This is a genomic window from Gymnodinialimonas mytili, assembly GCF_037544085.1.
GTDB classification, from domain to species: domain Bacteria; phylum Pseudomonadota; class Alphaproteobacteria; order Rhodobacterales; family Rhodobacteraceae; genus Gymnodinialimonas; species Gymnodinialimonas mytili.
This window is the reverse complement of sequence record NZ_JBBIFW010000003.1, coordinates 21,712-41,948: the sequence shown is the minus strand read 5'-3', so window position 1 is coordinate 41,948 and position 20,237 is coordinate 21,712. Positions and strand designations below refer to the sequence as shown.

Sequence of the window (20,237 nt, the reverse complement as noted above, 5' to 3'; positions counted from 1 at the left end):
TTGAAACCTAGAGCATGGAGGGCGGGCCCATGCTGTCGGTTCGTTCAATCGCAGAAGATATCGTGGCGCGCGAAGGTGGGTTCGTGAATGATCCCGACGATCCGGGTGGGGCGACGAAGCACGGCGTGACGATCCACACGATGCGATCGTTGGGGCTGGATCTGGATGCGGACGGTGATGTCGATGTCGCGGATGTGCGTCTTGTGACACGTGAGATTGCCACCGACATTTTCCTTGAGCATTACTATTCCGGGCCGCGCATTCATCTGCTGCCCGAGCCGTTGCAGGCCAGTGTGTTCGACATGCAGGTGAATGCGGGCTCGAACGCGGTGCGTATCCTGCAGCGCCTGTTGCGCGATATGGGCCTGGATATTGCCGTGGATGGCGTGATCGGGCCCCAGACCGCCCGCGCGGCCCATGCGGCCCTGGCCGAGGCGCCGGATCATCTGGTGGATGCTTACGGGATCGCGCGGCGCAACTATTACTACCGCATCGCGGATCGCCGGCCGGCCAGCCGCAAATATGCCCGCCGCCGGGATGGGGGTAAGGGCGGGTGGATTGTTCGGGCCGAGGAATTCATCTCGCCCCGCTTTCATCTGACAGCCGCTCAGCACCGCGAAAGGACCGCGCAATGGGATTGATCAATCGCGCCCTTCGCGGCGGTGTCCAGGGTGTGGGCGACGCGGCGGAAGGCCTGTCGGAAGTCTTTGTCCCCAACGCCACGCGCGCGATGGAATTGGCGTCGGAGATCCATCAAGCGACCCTTCACACCGCCGCCGCAGAGTTTGAACATGCGGGCGACACCTGGTTCGACCGGGCGATCAACGGGATCAACCGGCTACCGCGCCCGATGCTCGCCTTGGGCACATTGGGCCTGTTTGTCTACGCGATGGTCGATCCGGTGGCGTTTTCGGCGCGTATGATCGGGTTGCAGGAGGTGCCGGAACCGCTCTGGTGGCTGCTGGGCGCCATCGTCAGCTTTTATTTCGGCGCGCGGGAGCTGCATTATGCCCGCAGCCCTGGTGGGGCCGGCGGCGGTGTTTTGCGGGCGGCCCGTGGCCTGGGCGGTCGGTTGGGCGGTGTGTTTCGGCGCAACCGCGGTGACGATGCAACGCCAGTGGCGGCGGCACCGGCCAACGACAATCCGGCCCTGACCGCCTGGCGATCAGACCGTTAGGTCAGCGCCGATTTGCCCGCTGCCGCAATATCCACCATCATCCCGGCCATCAGCGCCGTGGCGTCGGGGAACAGGGCGGCGGGCAGATGCTCATCGGGCGCGTGCTGTGCGCAATTGGGGTAGGAATGCGGTACCCAAATCGTCGGCAGGCCCAGCCCCTCGCGGAAGATATCATTGGGCAAAGAGCCCCCCAGCGACGGCAGCACCACGGGGGGGCGCCCCATTCGGCGCGTGGCCGAGGCGACGGCAACTTGCACCGCGGGATGATCAACGGGCGTCTGGCTGGCGCGGAAGGTGGGCCCGTCTTCGGCAATTGTGATGTCTTGGAACCCATGCAGGTCCAGATGCCGCCGCAACGCGCCGGAGAGATCCGTATCCGGCGTCCCCGGCGCATAGCGCAATTGCACCCATGCCGACGCCCCTGGCGGGATCGCATTGACCGGCCGAGGCGGATCGCCAGCATGCAGCGCCAAGATCTCGGCCGAGGACCAGGCGTGGATCCGTTCGGCCGGTGTCAGATCGGGCACGCCCCAATCGGGATCAATGGCACCCCCGGCGGGCGTCAAACCGTCAAGGGCGGCTCGGGTGGCGCCTGGAACCGTGCCTGGTGTCCAATCGGGGATCTGCAACGCCCCGTTGCGGTCGGTGATCGTGGTCAGCGCGTGGGCCAGCACCAGGGCGGGATTGCGCAGTGCGCCGCCGAAATTCCCGGAATGGCGCCCGCCCTCGCGCAGGTGCAAATCCAGTCGGAAGGTTACGCCACCGCGCGCGCCGAGGAACAGCGTCGGCGTATCGGCCTCCACCCGCGGGCCATCGGAGGCCAGCAGAAGATCGGCGCGCAGCAGATCGCGATGCGTGGCGCAGAGCTGTGCCAATCCCGGTGAGCCAATCTCTTCCCCCATTTCGATCAGCCAGATCACATTGGCCCCAAGCGCGCCTTGATGTCCCAGAACAGTATCGAGGGCGGTCAGATTGACCAGGAACTGCCCCTTATTGTCGGCAATGCCGCGTCCGTACCAAAGGCCATCGGCCTCGGTCAGGGCCCAGGGATCACGGCTGTCCACCCAACGCCCGGCCATCCCGGGCACAACATCGCCATGGGAATAGCTCAACAGCGTCGGCAAAGCGGGGTCTTCGATCCGCCGTGCGACCAGAAACGGATATCCGTCCGCCTTCAAGCGATGCAGATCAAATCCCAACGCGCTCAACCAGCCACCGATATGATCCAGATAAGGGTCGATTTGCGCATCTGTCGCTGTGGCGTCCGTGCGAAACGCAATCAGCTCGGCCATACGTGCTTTGAACATATCCGAGCGTGCCGCGTCGCGCGCCGCCTTGAGGAGGGGATCAGCCATGGGCCAAGGGTAGGGCGATCATATGGCGCAATTCAATGGCTGAGCGTCAGCGGGCATGAAATCGATGAATGTACGATATCCCGGAATATGACATCCCGCTAACCACGCTGGGATACGCTTTGATCATATGCGTCCAATGCTTGGATCAACGCCAATCCGTCCGGCGTGCTGTGCCGGTCGCAGAATTCGGCCCACACCGCCGAAAACGGCAGGTCTTTCACCTCTTCCGTCAGAACCAGGCGTGTCGTGTAATCAAGCTGCGCTTCCGCAACCTTCAGACGCTCTTGCGGCAGCAACAGCGCGCGCAGCAGCGCCTTTTGCATATTCCGTGTTCCGATGACCCAAGCGGCCGTTCGGCTGATTGTGGCATCGAAGAAATCCAGCCCGATCCGCGTCCGGTCCAGCAGATCGCAAAAGACAAGCTCCTGCGCCATGGCGAGGATATCGTCGTTCAACAGGATCACATGATCGCTGTCCCACCGCATCGGGCGTGAGACATGCAGCAGGATCTGATCCAGGGACAAGGCCACCGCGCTCAGCTTGTCGGCCACATTCTCCGTCGGGTGGAAATGCCCCATATCGAGGCAGAGCAACGTTTGTTTGCGGATCGCATAGCCAAGATAGAATTCGTGGCTGCCAACGGTGCAGGCCTCGACCCCGATCCCGAACAGCTTGCTTTCGACCGCATCAAGCATCTGCGCTTTGTCGTGGCGGTCGGTCAGCATCCTGTCCAGTGACGTCTCAAGCCGAGCCCGCGCGGCGATGCGGTCCACGGGGACATCCTTGTAGCCGTCGGGCACCCAGATGTTGTTGACGCACGGGCTGCCCAACGCCGCACCAAACCCCGTGGCAATCTCTCGGCTGCGGCGGCCATGTTCGATCCAGAAGTCGCGAATGCCTTCATCGGGATGGCTGAGGGTCAGATTGTCATCGGCATTTTCATGGGCAAAAAACGTCGGGTTGAAATCCAACCCGATGCCCTGCGCCTTGGCCCAATCGACCCATGGCGCAAAGTGGCCATATTCGATCTCATCGCGATCCGGATTGGCATCGGTGTCGAGATACATCGCATGCAGGTTCAGGCGATGTGTGCCGGGGATTTGCCCATAGGCAAAATCCAGATCCGCGCGCAATTCGCCGGGCGTCCGCGCCCGGCCAGGATGGTTGCCCGTGGCCTGAATGCCGCCGCCCGAGAGGCCAGCACGTTGCTCGAACCCCACAACATCGTCACCCTGCCAGCAATGCATCGAAATCGCGATCTGCCCAAGGCGCGCCATCGCGGCTTCGGTATCAACGCCCCAATCGGCAAAGGCGGCTTTTGCACTTTCATAGGTCATCTTCCGCTCCTACCGCGTGAAGGATTGGGCGTTACCCGCGTCGACATTGATGATGTTGCCGGTCGATTTCGCAGAGGTATCGGCCGCGAAAAAGTAAGCGGCCTCGGCAATATCCTCGGGCAATACGGCGCGTTTCAGCATGGAACGGTTGCGATACATCTCCTCCAGCCCCGCCTTGTCCGTGCCATATGTCGCCGCGCGCTGGTCCAGCCATTCGCCCTGCCAGATCTTCGACCCCCGCAAGACGGCATCTGGATTGACGACATTTACGCGGATGCCGGCATCGGCCCCTTCCAGGGCGAGGCAGCGGGCGAGATGCAATTCGCTGGCCTTCGCAGTGCAATAGGCGGCGGCATTCGGGCTGGCGGCCAGGGCATTCTTCGACCCGATGAACACCACCGATCCGCCGAGGCCCTGGGCGCGGAACAGTTTGAACGCCTCTCGGGCGACCAGGAAGTACCCCGTGCTCAGGATATCCATGTTCTTCTGCCACAGCGCGAGCGAGGTCTCTTCGATTGGGGCGGAGGACGCGATGCCTGCGTTCGACACGAGGATATCGACGCCGCCATATTGCACCGCTGCGGCCTGCATCGCACGCGCAACGGCGGCCTCGTCTGTGACATCCATGGAGACGCTGCGCACGACATCGGCGGAGAATTGATCGACGAGCGTATCGGCGGCCTCGCCAAGCGCGGCCTCGTCAATATCTGCGAGCACCACGCATGCGCCTTCGTCAAGGTATCGATGCGCCGTTGCCGCGCCGATCCCGCCCGCGCCACCCGTCACCAGCGCGACGCGACCGGCCAGGGATTTGGGTTTTGGCATGCGTTGCAGCTTGGCTTCTTCCAGCAGCCAATATTCGATATCGAAGGCTTCTTGTTCCGGCAGGCCCTGATATTCGGACACCGCGCTGGCACCGCGCATGACGTTGATCGCGTTGATGTAGAACTCGCCCGAGATCCGCGCCGTCGCCTTGTCCTTGGCAAAGGTGATCATCCCGACGCCCGGCACCAGATAGACGACCGCATTCGGGTCGCGGATCGGGGGGCTGTCGGGGCGTTTGCAGCGCTCGTAATAGGCGGTGTACTCGTCACGGTAGGCGGCCACCTGATCCGGCAATGCGGCCAGAACGGCGTCGGTATCGGGGGTGGCCGGGTCGAACTCTACCACCAACGGTCGGATCTTGGTGCGCAGGAAATGATCCGGGCACGACGTGCCAAGCGCGGCGAGCGGTCTCATGTTGCGGGCGTTGACGAAGTCGAGAACCGTCTCGGTGTCCTCGAAATGACCCACCATATGCTGTTTGCCCGACACCATCCCCCGGATTGCGGGCATCAGACGCGCCGCAACGGCCCGGCGCTCGTCGCGTGGCAGGCTGGTATATTGAGCACCGCCGAAAGCAGGCTGTGCAGCGGTTTTCTCGGCAAACCAATCCATGGCGCGCTGGATCACATCAAGCGTCAGCCGGTAGCAGGCTTCTGCATCGTCATCCCAAGTGAACAGGCCGTGGCTTTCCAAGATCACACCTTTGGCGGCGGGGTTTTCGGTGCAAAATTTCTCCAGCCACAGCCCCAATTCATAGCCGGGCCGCTTCCATGGCAGCCATCCGATCTCATCCCCGAAGATCTCGGCAGTCAGCGCCTTGGACTCTTTCGCCGCCGCAATGGCGATGATGGCATCGGGGTGCATGTGGTCGACATGCTTTCGCGGCACATAGGCGTGCAGGGGGGTATCGATCGAGGCCGCGCGCGTGTTCAGATTGAAGGTGCAATGGGGCAGAAGGCCGACCATGTCATCCTCAAAGGCGACGCCGCGATAGAGATCCTTCAACGCGCGCAACTTATCCATATAGAGGGTCGCGAAACCGTCCATCTTGATCGAGCCGACATCGCCGCCCGATCCCTTGACCCACAAGACCTCGACCGCATCGCCGGTCAGGGGGTCCTGTTCCATCACTTTGGCCGAGGTGTTGCCGCCGCCATAATTGGTGATGCGCTTGTCGGATCCCAAAAGATTCGAGCGATAGAGCAGCTTTTCTGGCTCTGACATATCGGCGGTTTTGGTCGCATCCCACTTATTCAGAAGACGAGCGTTTTCAGCGGTTTCAAGCATGCGACCTCCCTGTCGGGCGCGCGCCGCCCTGCATGTTCCATGCCGGTAGGTTGCGAAGCGTCACACCGAAAGTCAATCACTAACGATCAACTTCAATCATGCTGCGCCGCAGAATGATTGATAATGACATTTACTGATTGACAGGTGAGGAAAACACACTCCACGATTGACCCGACCGGGGAGGATTCGATGCACGAAAAAGAACGCCACAACGTGATCCTGAGCGCGGTGCAAGAGCGCCCGGTGGTGACCGTGGCCGACATCTGTGCCCTGACCGGTGCGTCTGAGGCGACCGTGCGGCGCGATATCAACACGCTGCATACCGAAAAACGCTTGCGTCGGGTCCGGGGCGGCGCCGAGGCGATCACACCGCCGCAATTCGTGGGCCTGGCCGGGCGGACCTTTGCGGTGAACGAGACCATGCGCAGCGCCGAGAAGCAGGCCATCGCGCGGGCCGCGGTTGATCTGTGTGACGATGGCGACGCGATCATCATCAACGGCGGCACAACAACGTTTCAGATGGTGCATCCATTGGCGATGCGGCGGATGCAGATCTTCACCAACAGCTTTCCGATTGCCGAGCATTTGCTCAAGCATTCCAAGAACACGATCATGCTGTCGGGCGGCGCCATCTATCGTGAACAAAACATCATCCTGTCGCCCTTCGACAATGACGTGACCCGCAACTTTGCGGCGCGCCGGATGTTCATGGGCGCGCAGGGGCTTGGTCCGCTGGGTCTGATGGAGGCGGACCCGCTGCTGATCCAGGCTGAAACCAAGCTGATCGGGCAGGCGGATGAATTGGTTGTCCTGGTCGACAGCTCGAAATTCGAAAACCGCTCAAGCCTTGTTCTATGTCCGCTCGACCGGATCGACATCGTCGTCACCGATGACGGGATTTCGGACCGGGCGGCGGCGATGCTTGAGGCGGCGGATATCGAATTGATCGTGGCAACGCCGAATGCAGCGGTGGCCACCGGGTCGGGGTGAGGCCGACCAAACAACACTCATTCATGGGAGGAACTGATATGAGTATGACAAGACGGATTTTCGGCGGCACCGCCTTGGCCGCATTGATGATGACCGGTGGGGCGGCCTATGCCGACGGTCACGAACCTGTCCGCATCGCGCTGGTCGTCAAAGCGCTCGGCATCGGTTTCTTCGAGGCCGCTGCCGAGGGCGCGCAGGAAGCCGCGGATGAATTGGGCAATGTGGAAATCATCTATACCGGTCCAACGTCGACCACCGCGGAGGGCCAGATCGAGGTCATCAATTCGCTGATCGCCCAGGGCGTCGATGCGATTGCGGTCTCGGCCAATGATCCTGACGCCATGGTGCCGGTGCTGCAGCGGGCCATGCAACGCGGGATTGCGGTGATTTCCTGGGATTCGGGCGTGGCCGAGGAGGGCCGGATGCTGCATCTGGCGCCCTCATCAGATGCTTTGATCGGGCGCACGATCATTCAGTTGGCCGCCGATCACTTGCCCGAGGGCGGGCAGGTTGCGGTTCTGTCGGCCACGGCAACTTCGACCAATCAGAACACCTGGATCGCCGAGATGAATGCGGTGATGGGCGATTATCCCGGCATCGAAGTGGTTGCGACGGTCTACGGCGACGATCTGGCTGACCGGTCCTATCGCGAAGCGGTGGGCCTCATGCAGACCTATCCCGATCTGGACGCGATCATTGCGCCAACCTCGGTTGGTATCGTGGCCGCTGCCCAGGCTGTCGTCGATCAGGATCGGGTCGGTCAGGTGAATGTCACCGGGCTTGGTCTGCCGTCTGAGATGGCGGGGGCGATTGAGTCCGGCGCGAGCCAAAGCTTTGCGATCTGGAACCCGATCGATCTGGGTTACGCGGCGACGATGCTGTCCTATAATCTGGCGACCGAGGCCGCGACAGCAGAGCCCGGCGCGACCATCGGCATGGGTCGGATGGGCGAATTGGAACTGGATGACACCAATTCCGGCGCCATGGCCAACCCCTTCACTTACGATGCGTCCAACATCGAACAATTCCGCGAGATCTTCTGATCTCTGCGGTCTCCCGGCCCGGCGCGCGGTGTGTCGTGCGCCGGGTTACCTGATGCAGATACAGGCCCGCAATGCAGCAGCTTGCCCCCACCTCGACCGCAGGTCACTCCGGTGATCCGGCCCTGACGCTTTCGGGGATCACAAAGACCTTTCCGGGGGTCAAAGCGCTGAATGCGGTGTCGCTGGAGCTCTATCCGGGGCAGGTGACGGCGCTGATCGGTGAAAACGGCGCCGGTAAATCCACCATCGTGAAGGTCTTGACCGGCATCTACCGGCCCGATGCGGGTCAGATGAGTGTGGACGGGCAGCCGGTGCGGTTCAACACCGCCCAGGATGCGACCGAAACAGGGATTACCGCGATCCACCAGGAGACCGTTCTGTTCGATGAGCTTTCCGTGGCCGAGAACATCTTTATCGGCCATGCGCCCCGGGGGCGGTTCGGGCTGATCGACACCGCCCGGATGCATGCCAAGGCGGCTGAGATCCTGGACCGCATCGACGCCCCGTTGGATCCGGCCACGCCGCTGAAGGATCTTGGCATTGCCAACAAGCACCTCGTGGCCATCGCGCGGGCGCTGTCGGTCGATGCGCGGGTCGTCATCATGGACGAGCCCACCGCCGCTTTGTCGCAGAAAGAGATCGAGGAGCTCTACGATCTGGTGGAGCGGTTGAAATCGGAAGGACGGTCGATCCTGTTCATCTCCCATAAATTCGATGAGATCTTCCGCATCGCCGACCGCTATGTCGTGTTCCGTGACGGTGAACATGTCGGCGCCGGGTCGATGGCCGATGTCACCGAAGCTGATCTTGTGCAGCTTATGGTGGGCCGGGCCGTCGATCAGATCTTCCCAGACCGCCCCCACGCCACCGGGGCCGAGGTCTTGCGCATCGACAATTTGGCGCATCCCACGGAATTTGAGGACATTGACCTGACCCTGAACGCCGGTGAAATCCTTGGTGTTTACGGGTTGGTCGGGGCAGGGCGCTCCGAATTGATGCAGGCGATATTCGGGATTACCCGGCCCTCGGGCGGCACGATCCGGATCGACGGCGTCGAAACGGTGATCCGCTCGCCCGCCGATGCGATTGCGCGCGGGATCGTCTACGTGCCCGAGGATCGTGGCAAGCAGGGCGCCATCCTGGGCCTGCCGATCTTTCAAAACGTCACGCTGCCCTCGCTGGGGCGGACCTCGCGCGCTGGGTTTTTGAGGCTGGCCGAGGAATTTGCCCTGGCGCGCGGCTATGCCGACCGGCTCGATCTGCGCGCGGCGGCGCTGGATCAGGATGTCGGAAATCTGTCGGGCGGAAATCAGCAGAAGGTTGTCATTGCCAAATGGCTGGCGACCAAACCCAAAGTGATCATCCTGGATGAGCCGACGAAGGGGATCGATATCGGATCGAAGGCCGCGGTCCATGCCTTCATGGCGGAATTGGCGGCCGAGGGGCTTGCCGTGATCATGGTCAGCTCGGAGATCCCCGAGATCCTTGGCATGTCCGACCGCGTGATCGTGATGCGCGAGGGATTGATCGCCACGGAACTTACGGGCGCGGATCTGACGCCCGAAACACTCGTGCGCCACGCCGCCGGGATCCGATCACAGGCCCCGGAACGGGCCGCAGGCGTTGTGCAATGAGGCGCGCTTTGACATCCCGCGAAGCGCTGCTTGTGGGTGTGATCCTGTCCTTGCTTGCCCTGATCGCAAGCCGGTTTCCCGCCTTCGTCAGACCCGCCAATCTGGTCGATGTATTTACCGACACCGCGCCGCTGATCATCTTGGCCCTGGGCCAGGCGGTCGTGATCCTGACCAGATGTATCGATCTGTCCGTGGCCTCGAACCTCGCGCTGACCGGTATGGTCTGCGCGATGCTGAACGTGGCCTATCCGGGCCTGCCGATCCCGGTGATTTTGCTGGTGGCGCTGGCGCTTGGGGCCTTGCTGGGCGCATTCAACGGTGTGCTGGTATGGACCTTGGGCATTCCGCCTATCGTTGTGACACTTGGCACGCTGACGATTTATCGGGGTCTGATCTTTGTGATGTCCGATGGCGAATGGGTGAACGCCCATGAGATGAGCGCCGCTTTCACCGGGTTTCCACGGGCCGAGATATTCGGGCTGCCTGTCTTGGCCTGGATCGCCATAGCCGCGACCGTCGTGCTGTTGATCGTCGTGGCTCGCACACCTCTTGGCCGGGCGTTCTATGCGGTGGGCGGCAATCCCAATGCGGCTGTCTATACCGGCTTGGATGTTGGCAAGACCCAGTTCTGGGCGTTTGTTCTGTCGGGCACCTTGTCGGGGCTTTGCGGGTATCTGTGGGTGGCGCGCTATGCTGTGGCCTATGTCGATATCGCGCGCGGCTTCGAGTTGGAGGTCGTGGCGGCTTGCGTGATCGGCGGCATTGCGATTGCGGGCGGGGCTGGCACGATCATGGGCGCCGTGCTGGGCGCGCTGTTTCTGGGCATCATCAAGAACGCGTTGCCGGTCGTCGGAATCTCTCCCTTCTGGCAATTGGCGATTTCGGGCGCTGCCATCGTGATCGCCGTGGCCTTCAATGCGCGGGCCGGGCGCCGGAAAGGCCGCCTGATCCTGAAACGCGCCGAGCGGGAGGCGCAGGCATGAGCGACACGTCCCGCCGCATCCCAGATCGCTTGCAAAGCCCGGGCCTGAAGGCGCTGAAATCGTGGGAAAGCTTATTGCTGGCCGTTGCCATCGCGATCTTCATCACCAACAGCTTTCTATCGCCCTATTTCTTGGATGCCTGGAACCTGAGCGACGCGACCTTCAATTTCACCGAGAAGGCGATGATCGCTTTTGCGATGGCGCTGTTGATCATCGCGGGTGAGATCGACCTGTCGGTCGCGTCGATTATCGCGCTGGCCTCCACCGCGATGGGCTATGCCTTGCAATTCGACGTCGGCACCTGGGGGCTTGTCGCCATCGGGCTGGGCACGGGATTGCTGTGCGGAGCCTTCAACGGCGCCTTGGTGACGGGCCTTGGTCTGCCATCCATTGTGGTGACAATCGGCACGATGAGCCTGTTTCGCGGCATTTCATACATCGTTTTGGGTGATCAGGGGTTTCGTGGCTATCCGCCTGAGTTCAGCTTTTTTGGTCAGGGCTATGTCTGGTGGGTGATCTCGTTTGAATTCGTCCTCTTCGCGGTATTGGCGCTGATCTACTACGTGGTGTTGCACCGCACCAATTTCGGGCGCGCGATCTATGCGATCGGCAACAACCCGACCGGGGCGCTGTTTTCCGGCATCCGCGTTGACCGCGTGAAATTCATCCTCTTCCTTCTGACAGGGCTTATGGCAGGGGTGGCGGCGGTCTGTCTGACCGCGCGGCTGGGATCGACACGACCCACGATTGCGCTGGGTTGGGAATTGGAGATCGTCACCATGGTGGTGCTGGGCGGGGTGAATATCCTTGGCGGGTCCGGCTCGATCCCCGGTGTGGTGATTGCCGCATTCGTCATCGGGCTTGTGACCTTCGGGCTCGGCCTTCTGAATGTGCCGGGGATCGTCATGTCGATCTTCATCGGCGGCCTCTTGATCGGCGTGATCGCCTTGCCGCGCCTCTGGGCGATGTGGAGGGGATGATGGAACGATATGCGTTCAAGATGCGCCTGAACCCGGCCTGTCGCGATGAATATCGCAGGCGCCATGACGCGATCTGGCCCGAGCTGGTGACGCTTTTGAAAGAGGCAGGCGTGTCGGATTATTCAATCTACCTGGATGAAGAGACCGACATCCTGTTCGGCATCCTGACCCGGCCCGCAGATCATGGAATGGACGCGCTGCCGGAGCATCCGGTGATGAAGCGCTGGTGGGCACATATGGCCGATCTCATGGTGACCCATCCCGACAATGCGCCAATCGCCGTTCCGCTTACATCGGTCTTTCATATGCCATGACCCACGTCGCGGTCATCGACATCGGCAAGACCAACGTCAAGCTGGCCTTGGTTGAGCGCGAGACGCTGTCCGAAATTGCGGTGGTGACCCGCCCCAACACTGTCCGGCCCGGTCCGCCTTGGCCGCATTTTGACCTGGACGGGCATTGGCGTTTCCTGCTGGCGGCGCTGCGCAACTCTCACACCGATTATCGCGTCGATGCCATTTCGATCACAGCCCATGGCGCTTCGATCGTGCTGCTTGACGCGGATGGCGGTCTGGCGGCGCCGATGCTGGATTACGAGCATCCCGGGCCGGATGCCTGCGCCGCCTGCTACAATCGCCTGCGGCCACCTTTTGCGCAGACAGGCTCGCCACGGCTGGCGGGTGGTTTGAATGTGGGCGCGCAGCTGGATTGGATGTTCGATCAGGATCCCGATTTGCGGGCCCGGACCAAGACCATCCTGACCTATCCCCAATATTGGTCCTATCGTCTCAGCGGAATTGCCGCGACAGACCCCACCTCGCTCGGGTGCCATACGGATCTTTGGCTGCCGCGGGACGGGCGCGTGTCGGATTTGCCGGGCAAGCTGAGGATTGAAGGCAAGCTTGCCCCAACCCGCGCGCCTTCGGAGGTGCTAGGGAATATCCTGCCCGACGTGGCGCGGCAGACAGGCTTGCCGACCGACACGCCCGTCATCTGCGGGATCCACGATTCCAACGCCTCGCTGCTGCCGCATCTTCTGTCCAGGCCCGCCCCATTTTCGGTGGTGTCCACCGGAACCTGGATCGTCGTCATGAGTATGGGCGGTGCCGAGGTCGATCTGGATGCGAACCGAGACACGCTTCTGAACGTCAATGCGATGGGGCAGCCTGTTCCGTCCGCGCGTTTCATGGGCGGGCGCGAATTTGAATTGGCCACGGCAAGCGCCGATGCGGCGCCAGGGCCCGAGGCGATGGCCAGCGTGTTGGAGGAACAGACCCTGCTGCTGCCCGCCCTGGTGCGGGAAACGGGCCCGTTCGCGGGGCGGGCAGGGGGGTGGCGTGCGGAGCGCCCGCCGGCTTGGGCTGACGCCCGGCACGTCGCAGCCTCGTTTTATTGCGCGCTGGTCACGTCAGAGTGCCTCGATCTGACGGGTCATCGCGGGGATATCATGGTGGAGGGGCCGTTCAGCCGGAATATGGCATATATGGAGATGTTGGCCGCTGCGACCGAGGCGCCGGTCTACGCGACGCTCGGGCAGACGGGGACCAGCCAGGGGGCCGCCCTTCTTATCGATGGGCCATGCCCGACCCCGAATGCCGAACGCGTCATTGTCCCTGAGAAGCGCTCTGAAGACATGGCGGCCTATGCGGCGGTGTGGCGCCTTGGATGTCGAGCCGGATAGCGGCTGGTTGGATCGGTAGTCGCGTGGCGAACCGCTATGATATGGGCGAGATTATAGATGACATCGTGCTACGATAGGAACACCAGGGAACGCACAGTCCCACCCCTCTTCGCGAAACCGCTGCGCCCGTAAGCCTTTTGGCGGACTCCCAAAAAATCTTTGCCCCTAACGGCAGCACCGAACTCTTAGTGCGGAATGCTGCATGTCGCACGAATGGCCGCTATTCATTCTCTGCACCAAGCCGTTTGGCGAGGATGCCGATCAGGATCACGGCAACGACAAGAAACATGGCGCCGACCATCCAAGCGGTGGGTGTGGAGTAGAGCTCAGCGATGGCACCCGCCAGGATCAGGCCCAAAGCTCCTCCGAGTTGCTGTATCAGCGACTTCAGAGAGAGCATTGTGGAGCGCTGGCGGTCTTCTACTGATCTATGCAGGATAGAACTCGCTGGCGTCTCAGAAACGCCGAGGACGACAGAATACACAATGAAAACGGTCACAAAGCCGACGATGCCGCCCTGTAAAGCCAAGGCGATCTGAACGCCCGCCAGGCAGGCAAAGGCCGCCCCAAGGGTCACCGCATGCCGCCGCCTGAAAATCCGATTGATGCGCGGTGACAGCCACGCACCGAATGCGATTGAGAAGAAGTAGGCCGCGGTCAGGACACCGATGACGGAGTTTGCATAGCCGTCCTCCAACATCGGTTTTGCATGGGTGGGCCAGATCACCTCGACCGGGTTAGTCGCCATCAGGAAGAAGGCCAGAGCCGCCAAAAGCACCGACAATGCTGGATGTCTGAGGGCGAGTAGACCTGCGTCTTTGATCACCAGCGGGACTGTGGCGAAGCCCTGTTTCAAAGCTTGGCGGTTCAGCGGGCGCGGTTCTTCAACGATGACAAACATGGTGTAGACGAACACGCCCAGCATCACGGCCAAGCTCGCCACATAAGACACATCATAGACACTGAAGCCCAGCCTCTCTGCCACCGAGCCTAAAAGATCGGGCAGAAGGCCTCCGAAAACAGCCCCAACCGCCAAGCCCATCGCATTGGCCCATTGCGCTTTCGCCAAAGCGGGCTGGACATCCACATTCGGTGCCGCAGCCTTGAAGGTCTCAACGAACCAGGCGTCGAGCGTGCCCGACCGTAGCGCGCGTCCAAAACCGATGAAGGCAAATGACAGCGCGAGAACGTAGAAATTGCTTGTCGAGAGAAAGAGTGCCAGCGAGATCAAGCTGGCGACGACCGCGGCCAGAAAGACCGGCTTGCGTCCGATGTTGTCGGCCAATCCGCCGAACGGGAGTTCCATCGCCATTGTCGTCAGTGAGTAGACCCCAAACAGAAGCGAGATTTGGAAGAGGTCCATGCCTCGATCGGTTAGCGCCAGAGCGACAACAGCGACGGTCAGCCCCATGGCAAAACGGTCAAGGAACTGGTGGATCTGAAACACCCGGATGTGCCGTTTCGCCGGACCGTTTAGCGCAGCGATGGAGAACTCTAATTCGGTCGACATGGTCGCACCTTCGTCTTTGCAAGCAACTTGCACAATGTCTCGGCAGAGCTGACGTCGATCCTGCGTGTACTAAAGCCGTCGTTCGAACAAGCGCCGCGAAGGCTCACTTTGTCCCGCAATCCAGCCTTGGCATTCCGAGAGCGCAACAAAAAACGGCGCCACCGGGGACACGGTGACGCCGCTATCTTGAACGGTCCGGCGCAAGGGACAAGGGACAAAGGGGCGCCAACCGTTTCCCCAAAGCGCTGATGCGATCCAACAAATAGAGATCACCCGCTTCAGGCCCCGCCAGGCTTGTGGCCTTTTGGGTGGGCCCGGAGGCGGGACTATACCGCTCCGGAACCCGGTGTTCCTGGCCATAATTGCCATCACTCACGGAACGACCCCAGAATGCGATATTTGAACCGAACAGAAAAGCTGGGGTATTCCTTACCTATCCCAAAAGACCTGTCTAAAAGGACAGGTTTGCCGTGAAAAAAACGGGAAATCAGCTTCGGTCGAGAACCGAGCCCGCCATATGGGGCAATCTCGCGGTCCGATCCTCGCGTTCGTCGAGGCGGAAAATCTGATTCAGAATCGATGCTTTGCGCACCGCCTGGGCCGTGGTCTCGACCCCCAACGCGTCCCGTGCGCCGCGCAGATGCTTTTCGACGGTGGCCACGTTCCGCTCCAGCAGCAGGGCGATATCGGCCATGGTTTTGCCGTCGGCAACCAATTCCAGAACCTCGGATTGGCGTGGTGTCAGCAACTTGCGCTGGCCGGTGGCGGGCAATTGCAGGATGCAGAGATGGGCTATGTGGCAGATGGTTTCGATATCCGCACCATGTTCGGCCCAGATCGCATCGGCCTCATCCTGGCCCATGCCTTTCTTGACCGCCAAACCGATCCCGGCATTGGCATTCTTGATCGCCATGGGAAAACTGATTGTATAACCGGCTGTGATCCCGTGCTTTTCATTCAAGGCGCGCATCGCCAATTCGCCGGGGGAGGGGTCTTCGCTGGCCATTTCGGTATAGACGTCGCGCCAGGACGCTGCGCCGGTATGCTCAATCGCCCACCGCATCATGACGCCGTCGCGGAACATGCCGCCATCGACATAGGCCTCGACATAATCGGTGGGCATATTGGTCAGCAGCAGCGCATCTTCCGGATTGTCATAAAGCCCCGCACCTCGGAATGCGTTGAAGCCATAGAACATCCGGTCAAAGCCATAGCTGGCCATGACCTTGGTATGGTGCGACCACAGATCCTCGACCGTGGTCATCGTCAGATAGGCGCGCAGGCGTTTCATGATGGAATGTCCTTCGTCGAAATCAGGTGTATGTGCAGCGCGCGCAGCGCCAGTGGATAGCCTGCGGGGCCAAAACCCTGGATGATCCCGACACAGACGGCGCCGATCATCGAGACATGGCGAAACCCCTCACGGGCGTGGGTATTGGACATATGTAGCTCAATCGTCGGAAGACCGGTGGCCGAAATGGCGTCGCGCAACGCGATGGAGCTATGGGTATAGGCGCCTGCATTCAAAACCACACCGTCACAGACCTGACGCGCCTCGTGCAGCAGATCGACCAGACTGCCCTCATGGTTGGATTGTGCAAAGCGCACCTCCAGCCCCAATTCAGCACCCAGATCGCGGCAGGTGGCCTCGATATCGGCCAGCGTCATCGCCCCGTATATGGACGGCTCCCGTTCCCCCAACAGATTGAGGTTCGGGCCATTCAGCACCAAAATCTTCATGTTTTTGCTCTGTCCCTTTGGCGCCACCATATAATCAAGCCTCTCCCGGCGTCGAGAGGCTCTTAACCTTTGGGCTCATGCGGTGCGACGGGGCCACCCTGATCTGCCCAGGTCGAGTAACCCTCGCGCAAATGCGCCGCCGCAAAGCCCATATCCTGCAAGGTCGCCACGGTCAGGGCAGATCGCCAGCCCGAGGCACAGTGAAACACGTAGCGTTTGCCGGGCTGATCGAACACAGGCTTGTGATAGGGGCTGTCGGGATCGACCCAGAACTCGATCATCCCGCGCGGCGCATGGACCGAGCCAGGGATCGCGCCGCTGCGCTGGCGTTCGCGGATGTCCCGGATATCGACGATCACCAGATCCGGATCGCCCAATTGTGCGATCAGATCCTTGGTCTCAACCTCTTCAATCCGCGCGCGGGCATCGGCCACCATTTGGGCGGCGGTCGTGGTCAGGGGCATGGGCTATCCTCTTTCGAAAACGTCGCAGCTAGCGGTAACGCAGATTGACCGTCGCGGCGAGGGGCCGCTACATGCGCGCGGGACATCTACGGGAGGATATCTGAGTGACGTATCGCGACACCTATGCCGCTTGGGCGGCAGATCCGCAGCAATTTTGGGCCAAAGCCGCGGAAGCGATCGATTGGATGACCCCCCCGAAAACCACATTTGATGCCGAGGCTGGCGTTTATGGCCGGTGGTTTACCGATGGCACCTGCAACACCTGTTACAATGCGCTGGACCGCCATGTGGCGGCAGGGCACGGGGATCGCCTGGCACTGATTTACGACAGCCCGGTCACGGAGAGCCTGCGCAAATTCACCTATGCCGAGTTGTTGGACGAGGTCGCGACCTTCGGCGCGGTGCTGCAGGAGCAGGGCCTGGGGCAGGGGGATCGCGTGATCATCTATATGCCGATGGTTCCCGAAGCGCTGGTGGCGATGCTGGCCTGCGCGCGCATCGGGGCGGTCCATTCGGTGGTATTCGGCGGCTTTGCGGCCCCGGAACTCGCCACACGGATCGACGATGCGGGCGCCAAGGCGGTGATTGCCGCCAGTTGCGGGATCGAGCCGGGGCGCGTCGTGGATTACATGAGCCTCCTCAACGAAGCGGTTGATATTGCTGAGAATACGCTTGAAACCTGCGTGATCGTGCAGCGCGAGACGGCGCCTGCGACTCTGGTTGACGGGCGCGATGTGGATTACGCCGCCGCGATGGCCCAGGCGCGCGCTGACGGGCGCCGCGCCGATTGCGCCGAGATGAACGCGACCGATCCGGCCTATATCCTGTACACCTCCGGGACGACCGGCCAGCCCAAGGGCGTGGTTCGTGATACCGGCGGCCACATGGTCGCGCTGAATTGGACGATGGAGAACCTCTACGGCGTGAAACCTGGCGAGGTCTTCTGGGCGGCCTCGGATGTCGGCTGGGTCGTGGGGCATTCTTATATCTGCTACGCGCCGCTGCTGGCGGGCTGCACAACCATCGTTTACGAAGGCAAACCCATCGGCACACCCGATGCGGGCGCGTTTTGGCGCGTGATCTCGGACCATGATGTCAGCGTTCTGTTCACCGCCCCCACCGCGTTCCGCGCCATCCGCGGTCAAGACCCAGAGGCCGCGTTGATTGGCGATTACGACATGTCGAGCCTGCGCGCGCTGTTCCTGGCGGGCGAACGGTCGGACCCGGCAACGCTGAAATGGGCCGAGGATCACTTGAGTGTCCCCGTCATCGACCATTGGTGGCAGACGGAAACCGGTTGGGCGATTTCCGGCATCCCCCTGGGGATCGAGGCGTTGCCGGTCAAACATGGGTCACCCGGCGTGCCGATGCCGGGCTATGACGTGCAGGTTCTGGACGATGCGGGGCATGAGGTGGCACCGGGGACGCTTGGCAATATCGTGGTGAAATTGCCGCTGCCGCCGTCCTGCCTGCCGACGCTGTGGAATGCAGAAGATCGGTTCCGGTCGTCCTACCTGAATGATTTTCCAGGGTTCTACGCCACCTCAGACGCGGGGATCTTGGATGAGGACGGCTATCTGCACATCATGGCCCGCACAGACGACATCATCAATGTCGCGGGCCACCGCCTCAGCACTGGCGCCATGGAAGAGGTGTTGGCGCATCACCAGGACGTCGCCGAATGCGCGGTGATCGGGAAGGCCGATGCGTTGAAAGGCCAGTTGCCGCTTGGCTTCTTCGTCACCAAATCGGGCGTCGACCGGCCCGAGGCTGAGATCGTAAAGGAATTGGTGCAGATGGTGCGCCATGATATCGGGGCGGTCGCCGCCTTTAAGACCGCCGTGGCGGTCAAACGCCTGCCGAAGACGCGCTCGGGCAAGGTGTTGCGGGGCACAATGCAGAAGATCGCGGATGCGGACAGCTACAAGATGCCCGCAGCCATCGATGATCCCGCGATCCTGGATGAAATCACCCATGTGCTCAGCGCGAAGGGGTTGGTGGGATGATCGACCGGATCGATGTCAGCGCGCGCAGCTCCAAGATCGTCAAACATAACGGCGTCGCCTATCTCTGCGGGCAGGTGGGCGAGGGCGAGACGATCCAGGAACAGACCGCCGAGTGTCTGCGTCGGGTCGATGAGCTGCTGGAGCGCGCGGGCTCGGACCGCGAACATATGTTGCAGGCGATCATCTGGCTGTCGGACATGTCGTATTTCGCCGAGATGAATGAGGTCTGGAATGCCTGGGTGCCAGAAGGCCACGCGCCCGCCCGTGCCTGCGGCGAGGCAAAACTGGCCCGCGACGTGCTGATGGTGGAAATCATCGTGACGGCTGCGATCAAATAGCGCGATGAACGCCGTCGTCGGGACGTTATCCGGGGCCGAGGCCTTTGCGCTGGAGGCCGATATGCTGGACCGCGTCGGATCGGGCGCGCGTTCCCATGAGATTGCGATTTGGCAGACCGAGCGCTGCCTCGTTGTGCCTCAGGCCTTCACGCGCAATCCGGCCTTCGACGCTGCGGCCGAGCAGATGGGGCAGGGCGGTTGGCCCGTCTTCACCCGCTGCACCGGCGGCGACGTGACGCCGCAAGGCACGGGGACGGTGAATGTCAGCTTGGCCTACCGCGTGCCCAACGGTGTGACGCCCGATATCAAGGACCATTACCGTCGCCTCTGCGCCCCGGTGGCGCAGCATCTGCGGGGCTGGGGGGCGGAGCCGGAATTCCTGGCCATCCCGCATTCCTTTTGCGATGGCGCCCACAACCTGTCGGTCGGCGGGCGCAAGATGGTTGGCACCGCGCAACGCTGGCGGCGCATCCGCGACGGGTCGGGCGCGCAGATGGTCTTTGCCCATGCGTTGATCCTGGTTCGGGCCGATCTGCCGGGTGGGATCGCCGCGACCAACCGGCTCTATGATCTATGTGACGTCGCGCAGCGCGTCGATGCGGCGGTGCATGTAAATCTAGCGGATCTGGCCCCCAAGCGCGACGCCAAGGACTTTTCCATCGCCAGCTACATGGCATGGCTGCACAGGGCGTATGATGCGGATCTAATGGCGTATCTGCGTGATGATCACAGCTAGATGCACGGATTTCCTTGGATGAGAAATCAAGCCACCAGGCGCGCTGAGGTAATCATTTTGACAATTTATCAAATGGTTAAAGGCCAATCTTCATACCGCCTGAGCGCATGGGTGTCAATTTGATATGACAAGTCACCGACGCCTTGCTATC

At 61.7% G+C, this 20,237-nt stretch carries 19 protein-coding genes; 12 read left to right on the top strand and 7 right to left on the bottom strand.

What is annotated here, in order from left to right; genetic code table 11:
• The first annotated feature begins 29 nt into the window (after window positions 1–29).
• Both V8J82_RS14410 and V8J82_RS14405 read left to right on the top strand, forming a co-directional pair.
• Complete coding sequence (locus V8J82_RS14410) at window positions 30–641, top strand: holin-associated N-acetylmuramidase (RefSeq protein ID WP_339976093.1); 612 nt, start codon at window positions 30–32, stop codon at window positions 639–641.
• Window positions 632–1,177, top strand: coding sequence for a holin family protein (locus tag V8J82_RS14405; RefSeq protein ID WP_339976092.1), 546 nt, complete (start codon window positions 632–634; stop codon window positions 1,175–1,177). Before V8J82_RS14410 ends, V8J82_RS14405 begins: the two co-directional genes overlap by 10 nt.
• On the opposite strand, the gene V8J82_RS14400 is transcribed toward V8J82_RS14405, so the two are convergent.
• The 3 genes from V8J82_RS14400 to V8J82_RS14390 all read right to left on the bottom strand — a co-directional run bounded on the left by V8J82_RS14400 (window position 1,174) and on the right by V8J82_RS14390 (window position 5,981).
• A complete protein-coding gene (locus V8J82_RS14400; RefSeq protein ID WP_339976091.1) occupies window positions 1,174–2,532 on the bottom strand; it encodes a M20/M25/M40 family metallo-hydrolase in 1,359 nt (452 codons plus the stop codon). The genes V8J82_RS14405 and V8J82_RS14400 overlap by 4 nt on opposite strands.
• A gap of 98 nt (window positions 2,533–2,630) precedes the next feature.
• On the bottom strand, window positions 2,631–3,869 hold the full coding sequence (locus V8J82_RS14395) for an L-rhamnose isomerase (protein WP_339976090.1): 1,239 nt from the start codon (window positions 3,867–3,869) through the stop codon (window positions 2,631–2,633).
• A gap of 9 nt (window positions 3,870–3,878) precedes the next feature.
• Window positions 3,879–5,981: a bifunctional rhamnulose-1-phosphate aldolase/short-chain dehydrogenase gene (locus V8J82_RS14390; protein ID WP_339976089.1), complete on the bottom strand. Its 2,103-nt coding sequence runs from the start codon at window positions 5,979–5,981 to the stop codon at window positions 3,879–3,881.
• 189 nt (window positions 5,982–6,170) lie between these two features.
• Here V8J82_RS14390 and V8J82_RS14385 point away from each other — a divergent pair, with 189 nt between their 5' ends.
• The 7 genes from V8J82_RS14385 (at window position 6,171) to V8J82_RS14355 (ending at window position 13,292) form a co-directional block, all read left to right on the top strand.
• Window positions 6,171–6,971 (top strand): DeoR/GlpR family DNA-binding transcription regulator, encoded by an 801-nt coding sequence (locus tag V8J82_RS14385; RefSeq protein ID WP_339976088.1) that lies wholly within the window; start codon window positions 6,171–6,173, stop codon window positions 6,969–6,971.
• Window positions 6,972–7,009: 38 nt separating this feature from the next.
• Window positions 7,010–8,014, top strand: coding sequence for a rhamnose ABC transporter substrate-binding protein (rhaS, locus tag V8J82_RS14380; RefSeq protein ID WP_339976087.1), 1,005 nt, complete (start codon window positions 7,010–7,012; stop codon window positions 8,012–8,014).
• Between the two features lie 71 nt (window positions 8,015–8,085).
• Window positions 8,086–9,648, top strand: coding sequence for a sugar ABC transporter ATP-binding protein (locus tag V8J82_RS14375; protein WP_339976086.1), 1,563 nt, complete (start codon window positions 8,086–8,088; stop codon window positions 9,646–9,648).
• A complete protein-coding gene (locus V8J82_RS14370; RefSeq protein ID WP_339976085.1) occupies window positions 9,645–10,631 on the top strand; it encodes an ABC transporter permease in 987 nt (328 codons plus the stop codon). Before V8J82_RS14375 ends, V8J82_RS14370 begins: the two co-directional genes overlap by 4 nt.
• Window positions 10,628–11,611: an ABC transporter permease gene (locus V8J82_RS14365; protein WP_339976084.1), complete on the top strand. Its 984-nt coding sequence runs from the start codon at window positions 10,628–10,630 to the stop codon at window positions 11,609–11,611. The genes V8J82_RS14370 and V8J82_RS14365 overlap by 4 nt, the downstream gene beginning before the upstream one ends.
• Complete coding sequence (rhaM, locus tag V8J82_RS14360) at window positions 11,608–11,925, top strand: L-rhamnose mutarotase (RefSeq protein ID WP_339976083.1); 318 nt, start codon at window positions 11,608–11,610, stop codon at window positions 11,923–11,925. The genes V8J82_RS14365 and rhaM overlap by 4 nt, the downstream gene beginning before the upstream one ends.
• Complete coding sequence (locus V8J82_RS14355; RefSeq protein WP_339976082.1) at window positions 11,922–13,292, top strand: FGGY-family carbohydrate kinase; 1,371 nt, start codon at window positions 11,922–11,924, stop codon at window positions 13,290–13,292. The genes rhaM and V8J82_RS14355 overlap by 4 nt, the downstream gene beginning before the upstream one ends.
• A gap of 220 nt (window positions 13,293–13,512) precedes the next feature.
• Here V8J82_RS14355 and V8J82_RS14350 read toward each other — a convergent pair whose 3' ends face one another.
• From V8J82_RS14350 to V8J82_RS14335, 4 genes are all read right to left on the bottom strand, one after another.
• Window positions 13,513–14,802, bottom strand: a complete 1,290-nt coding sequence (locus tag V8J82_RS14350) for an MFS transporter (protein ID WP_339976081.1) — start codon at window positions 14,800–14,802, stop codon at window positions 13,513–13,515.
• A gap of 487 nt (window positions 14,803–15,289) precedes the next feature.
• Window positions 15,290–16,093 (bottom strand): helix-turn-helix transcriptional regulator, encoded by an 804-nt coding sequence (locus tag V8J82_RS14345; RefSeq protein WP_339976080.1) that lies wholly within the window; start codon window positions 16,091–16,093, stop codon window positions 15,290–15,292.
• Window positions 16,090–16,542: a type II 3-dehydroquinate dehydratase gene (gene aroQ / locus V8J82_RS14340; RefSeq protein WP_339976079.1), complete on the bottom strand. Its 453-nt coding sequence runs from the start codon at window positions 16,540–16,542 to the stop codon at window positions 16,090–16,092. Before aroQ ends, V8J82_RS14345 begins: the two co-directional genes overlap by 4 nt.
• Before the next feature lie 62 nt (window positions 16,543–16,604).
• Complete coding sequence (locus tag V8J82_RS14335; RefSeq protein ID WP_339976078.1) at window positions 16,605–17,006, bottom strand: rhodanese-like domain-containing protein; 402 nt, start codon at window positions 17,004–17,006, stop codon at window positions 16,605–16,607.
• A 104-nt stretch (window positions 17,007–17,110) separates the two neighbouring features.
• On the opposite strand from V8J82_RS14335, the gene V8J82_RS14330 reads away from it, so the two are divergent.
• The 3 genes from V8J82_RS14330 to V8J82_RS14320 are packed head-to-tail and all read left to right on the top strand — an operon-like array spanning window position 17,111 to window position 20,086.
• A complete protein-coding gene (locus V8J82_RS14330) occupies window positions 17,111–19,012 on the top strand; it encodes an AMP-binding protein (RefSeq protein WP_339976077.1) in 1,902 nt (633 codons plus the stop codon).
• Window positions 19,009–19,350, top strand: coding sequence for a RidA family protein (locus V8J82_RS14325; protein ID WP_339976076.1), 342 nt, complete (start codon window positions 19,009–19,011; stop codon window positions 19,348–19,350). Before V8J82_RS14330 ends, V8J82_RS14325 begins: the two co-directional genes overlap by 4 nt.
• A gap of 4 nt (window positions 19,351–19,354) precedes the next feature.
• A complete protein-coding gene (locus V8J82_RS14320; RefSeq protein WP_339976075.1) occupies window positions 19,355–20,086 on the top strand; it encodes a lipoyl protein ligase domain-containing protein in 732 nt (243 codons plus the stop codon).
• Window positions 20,087–20,237 lie beyond the last annotated feature (151 nt).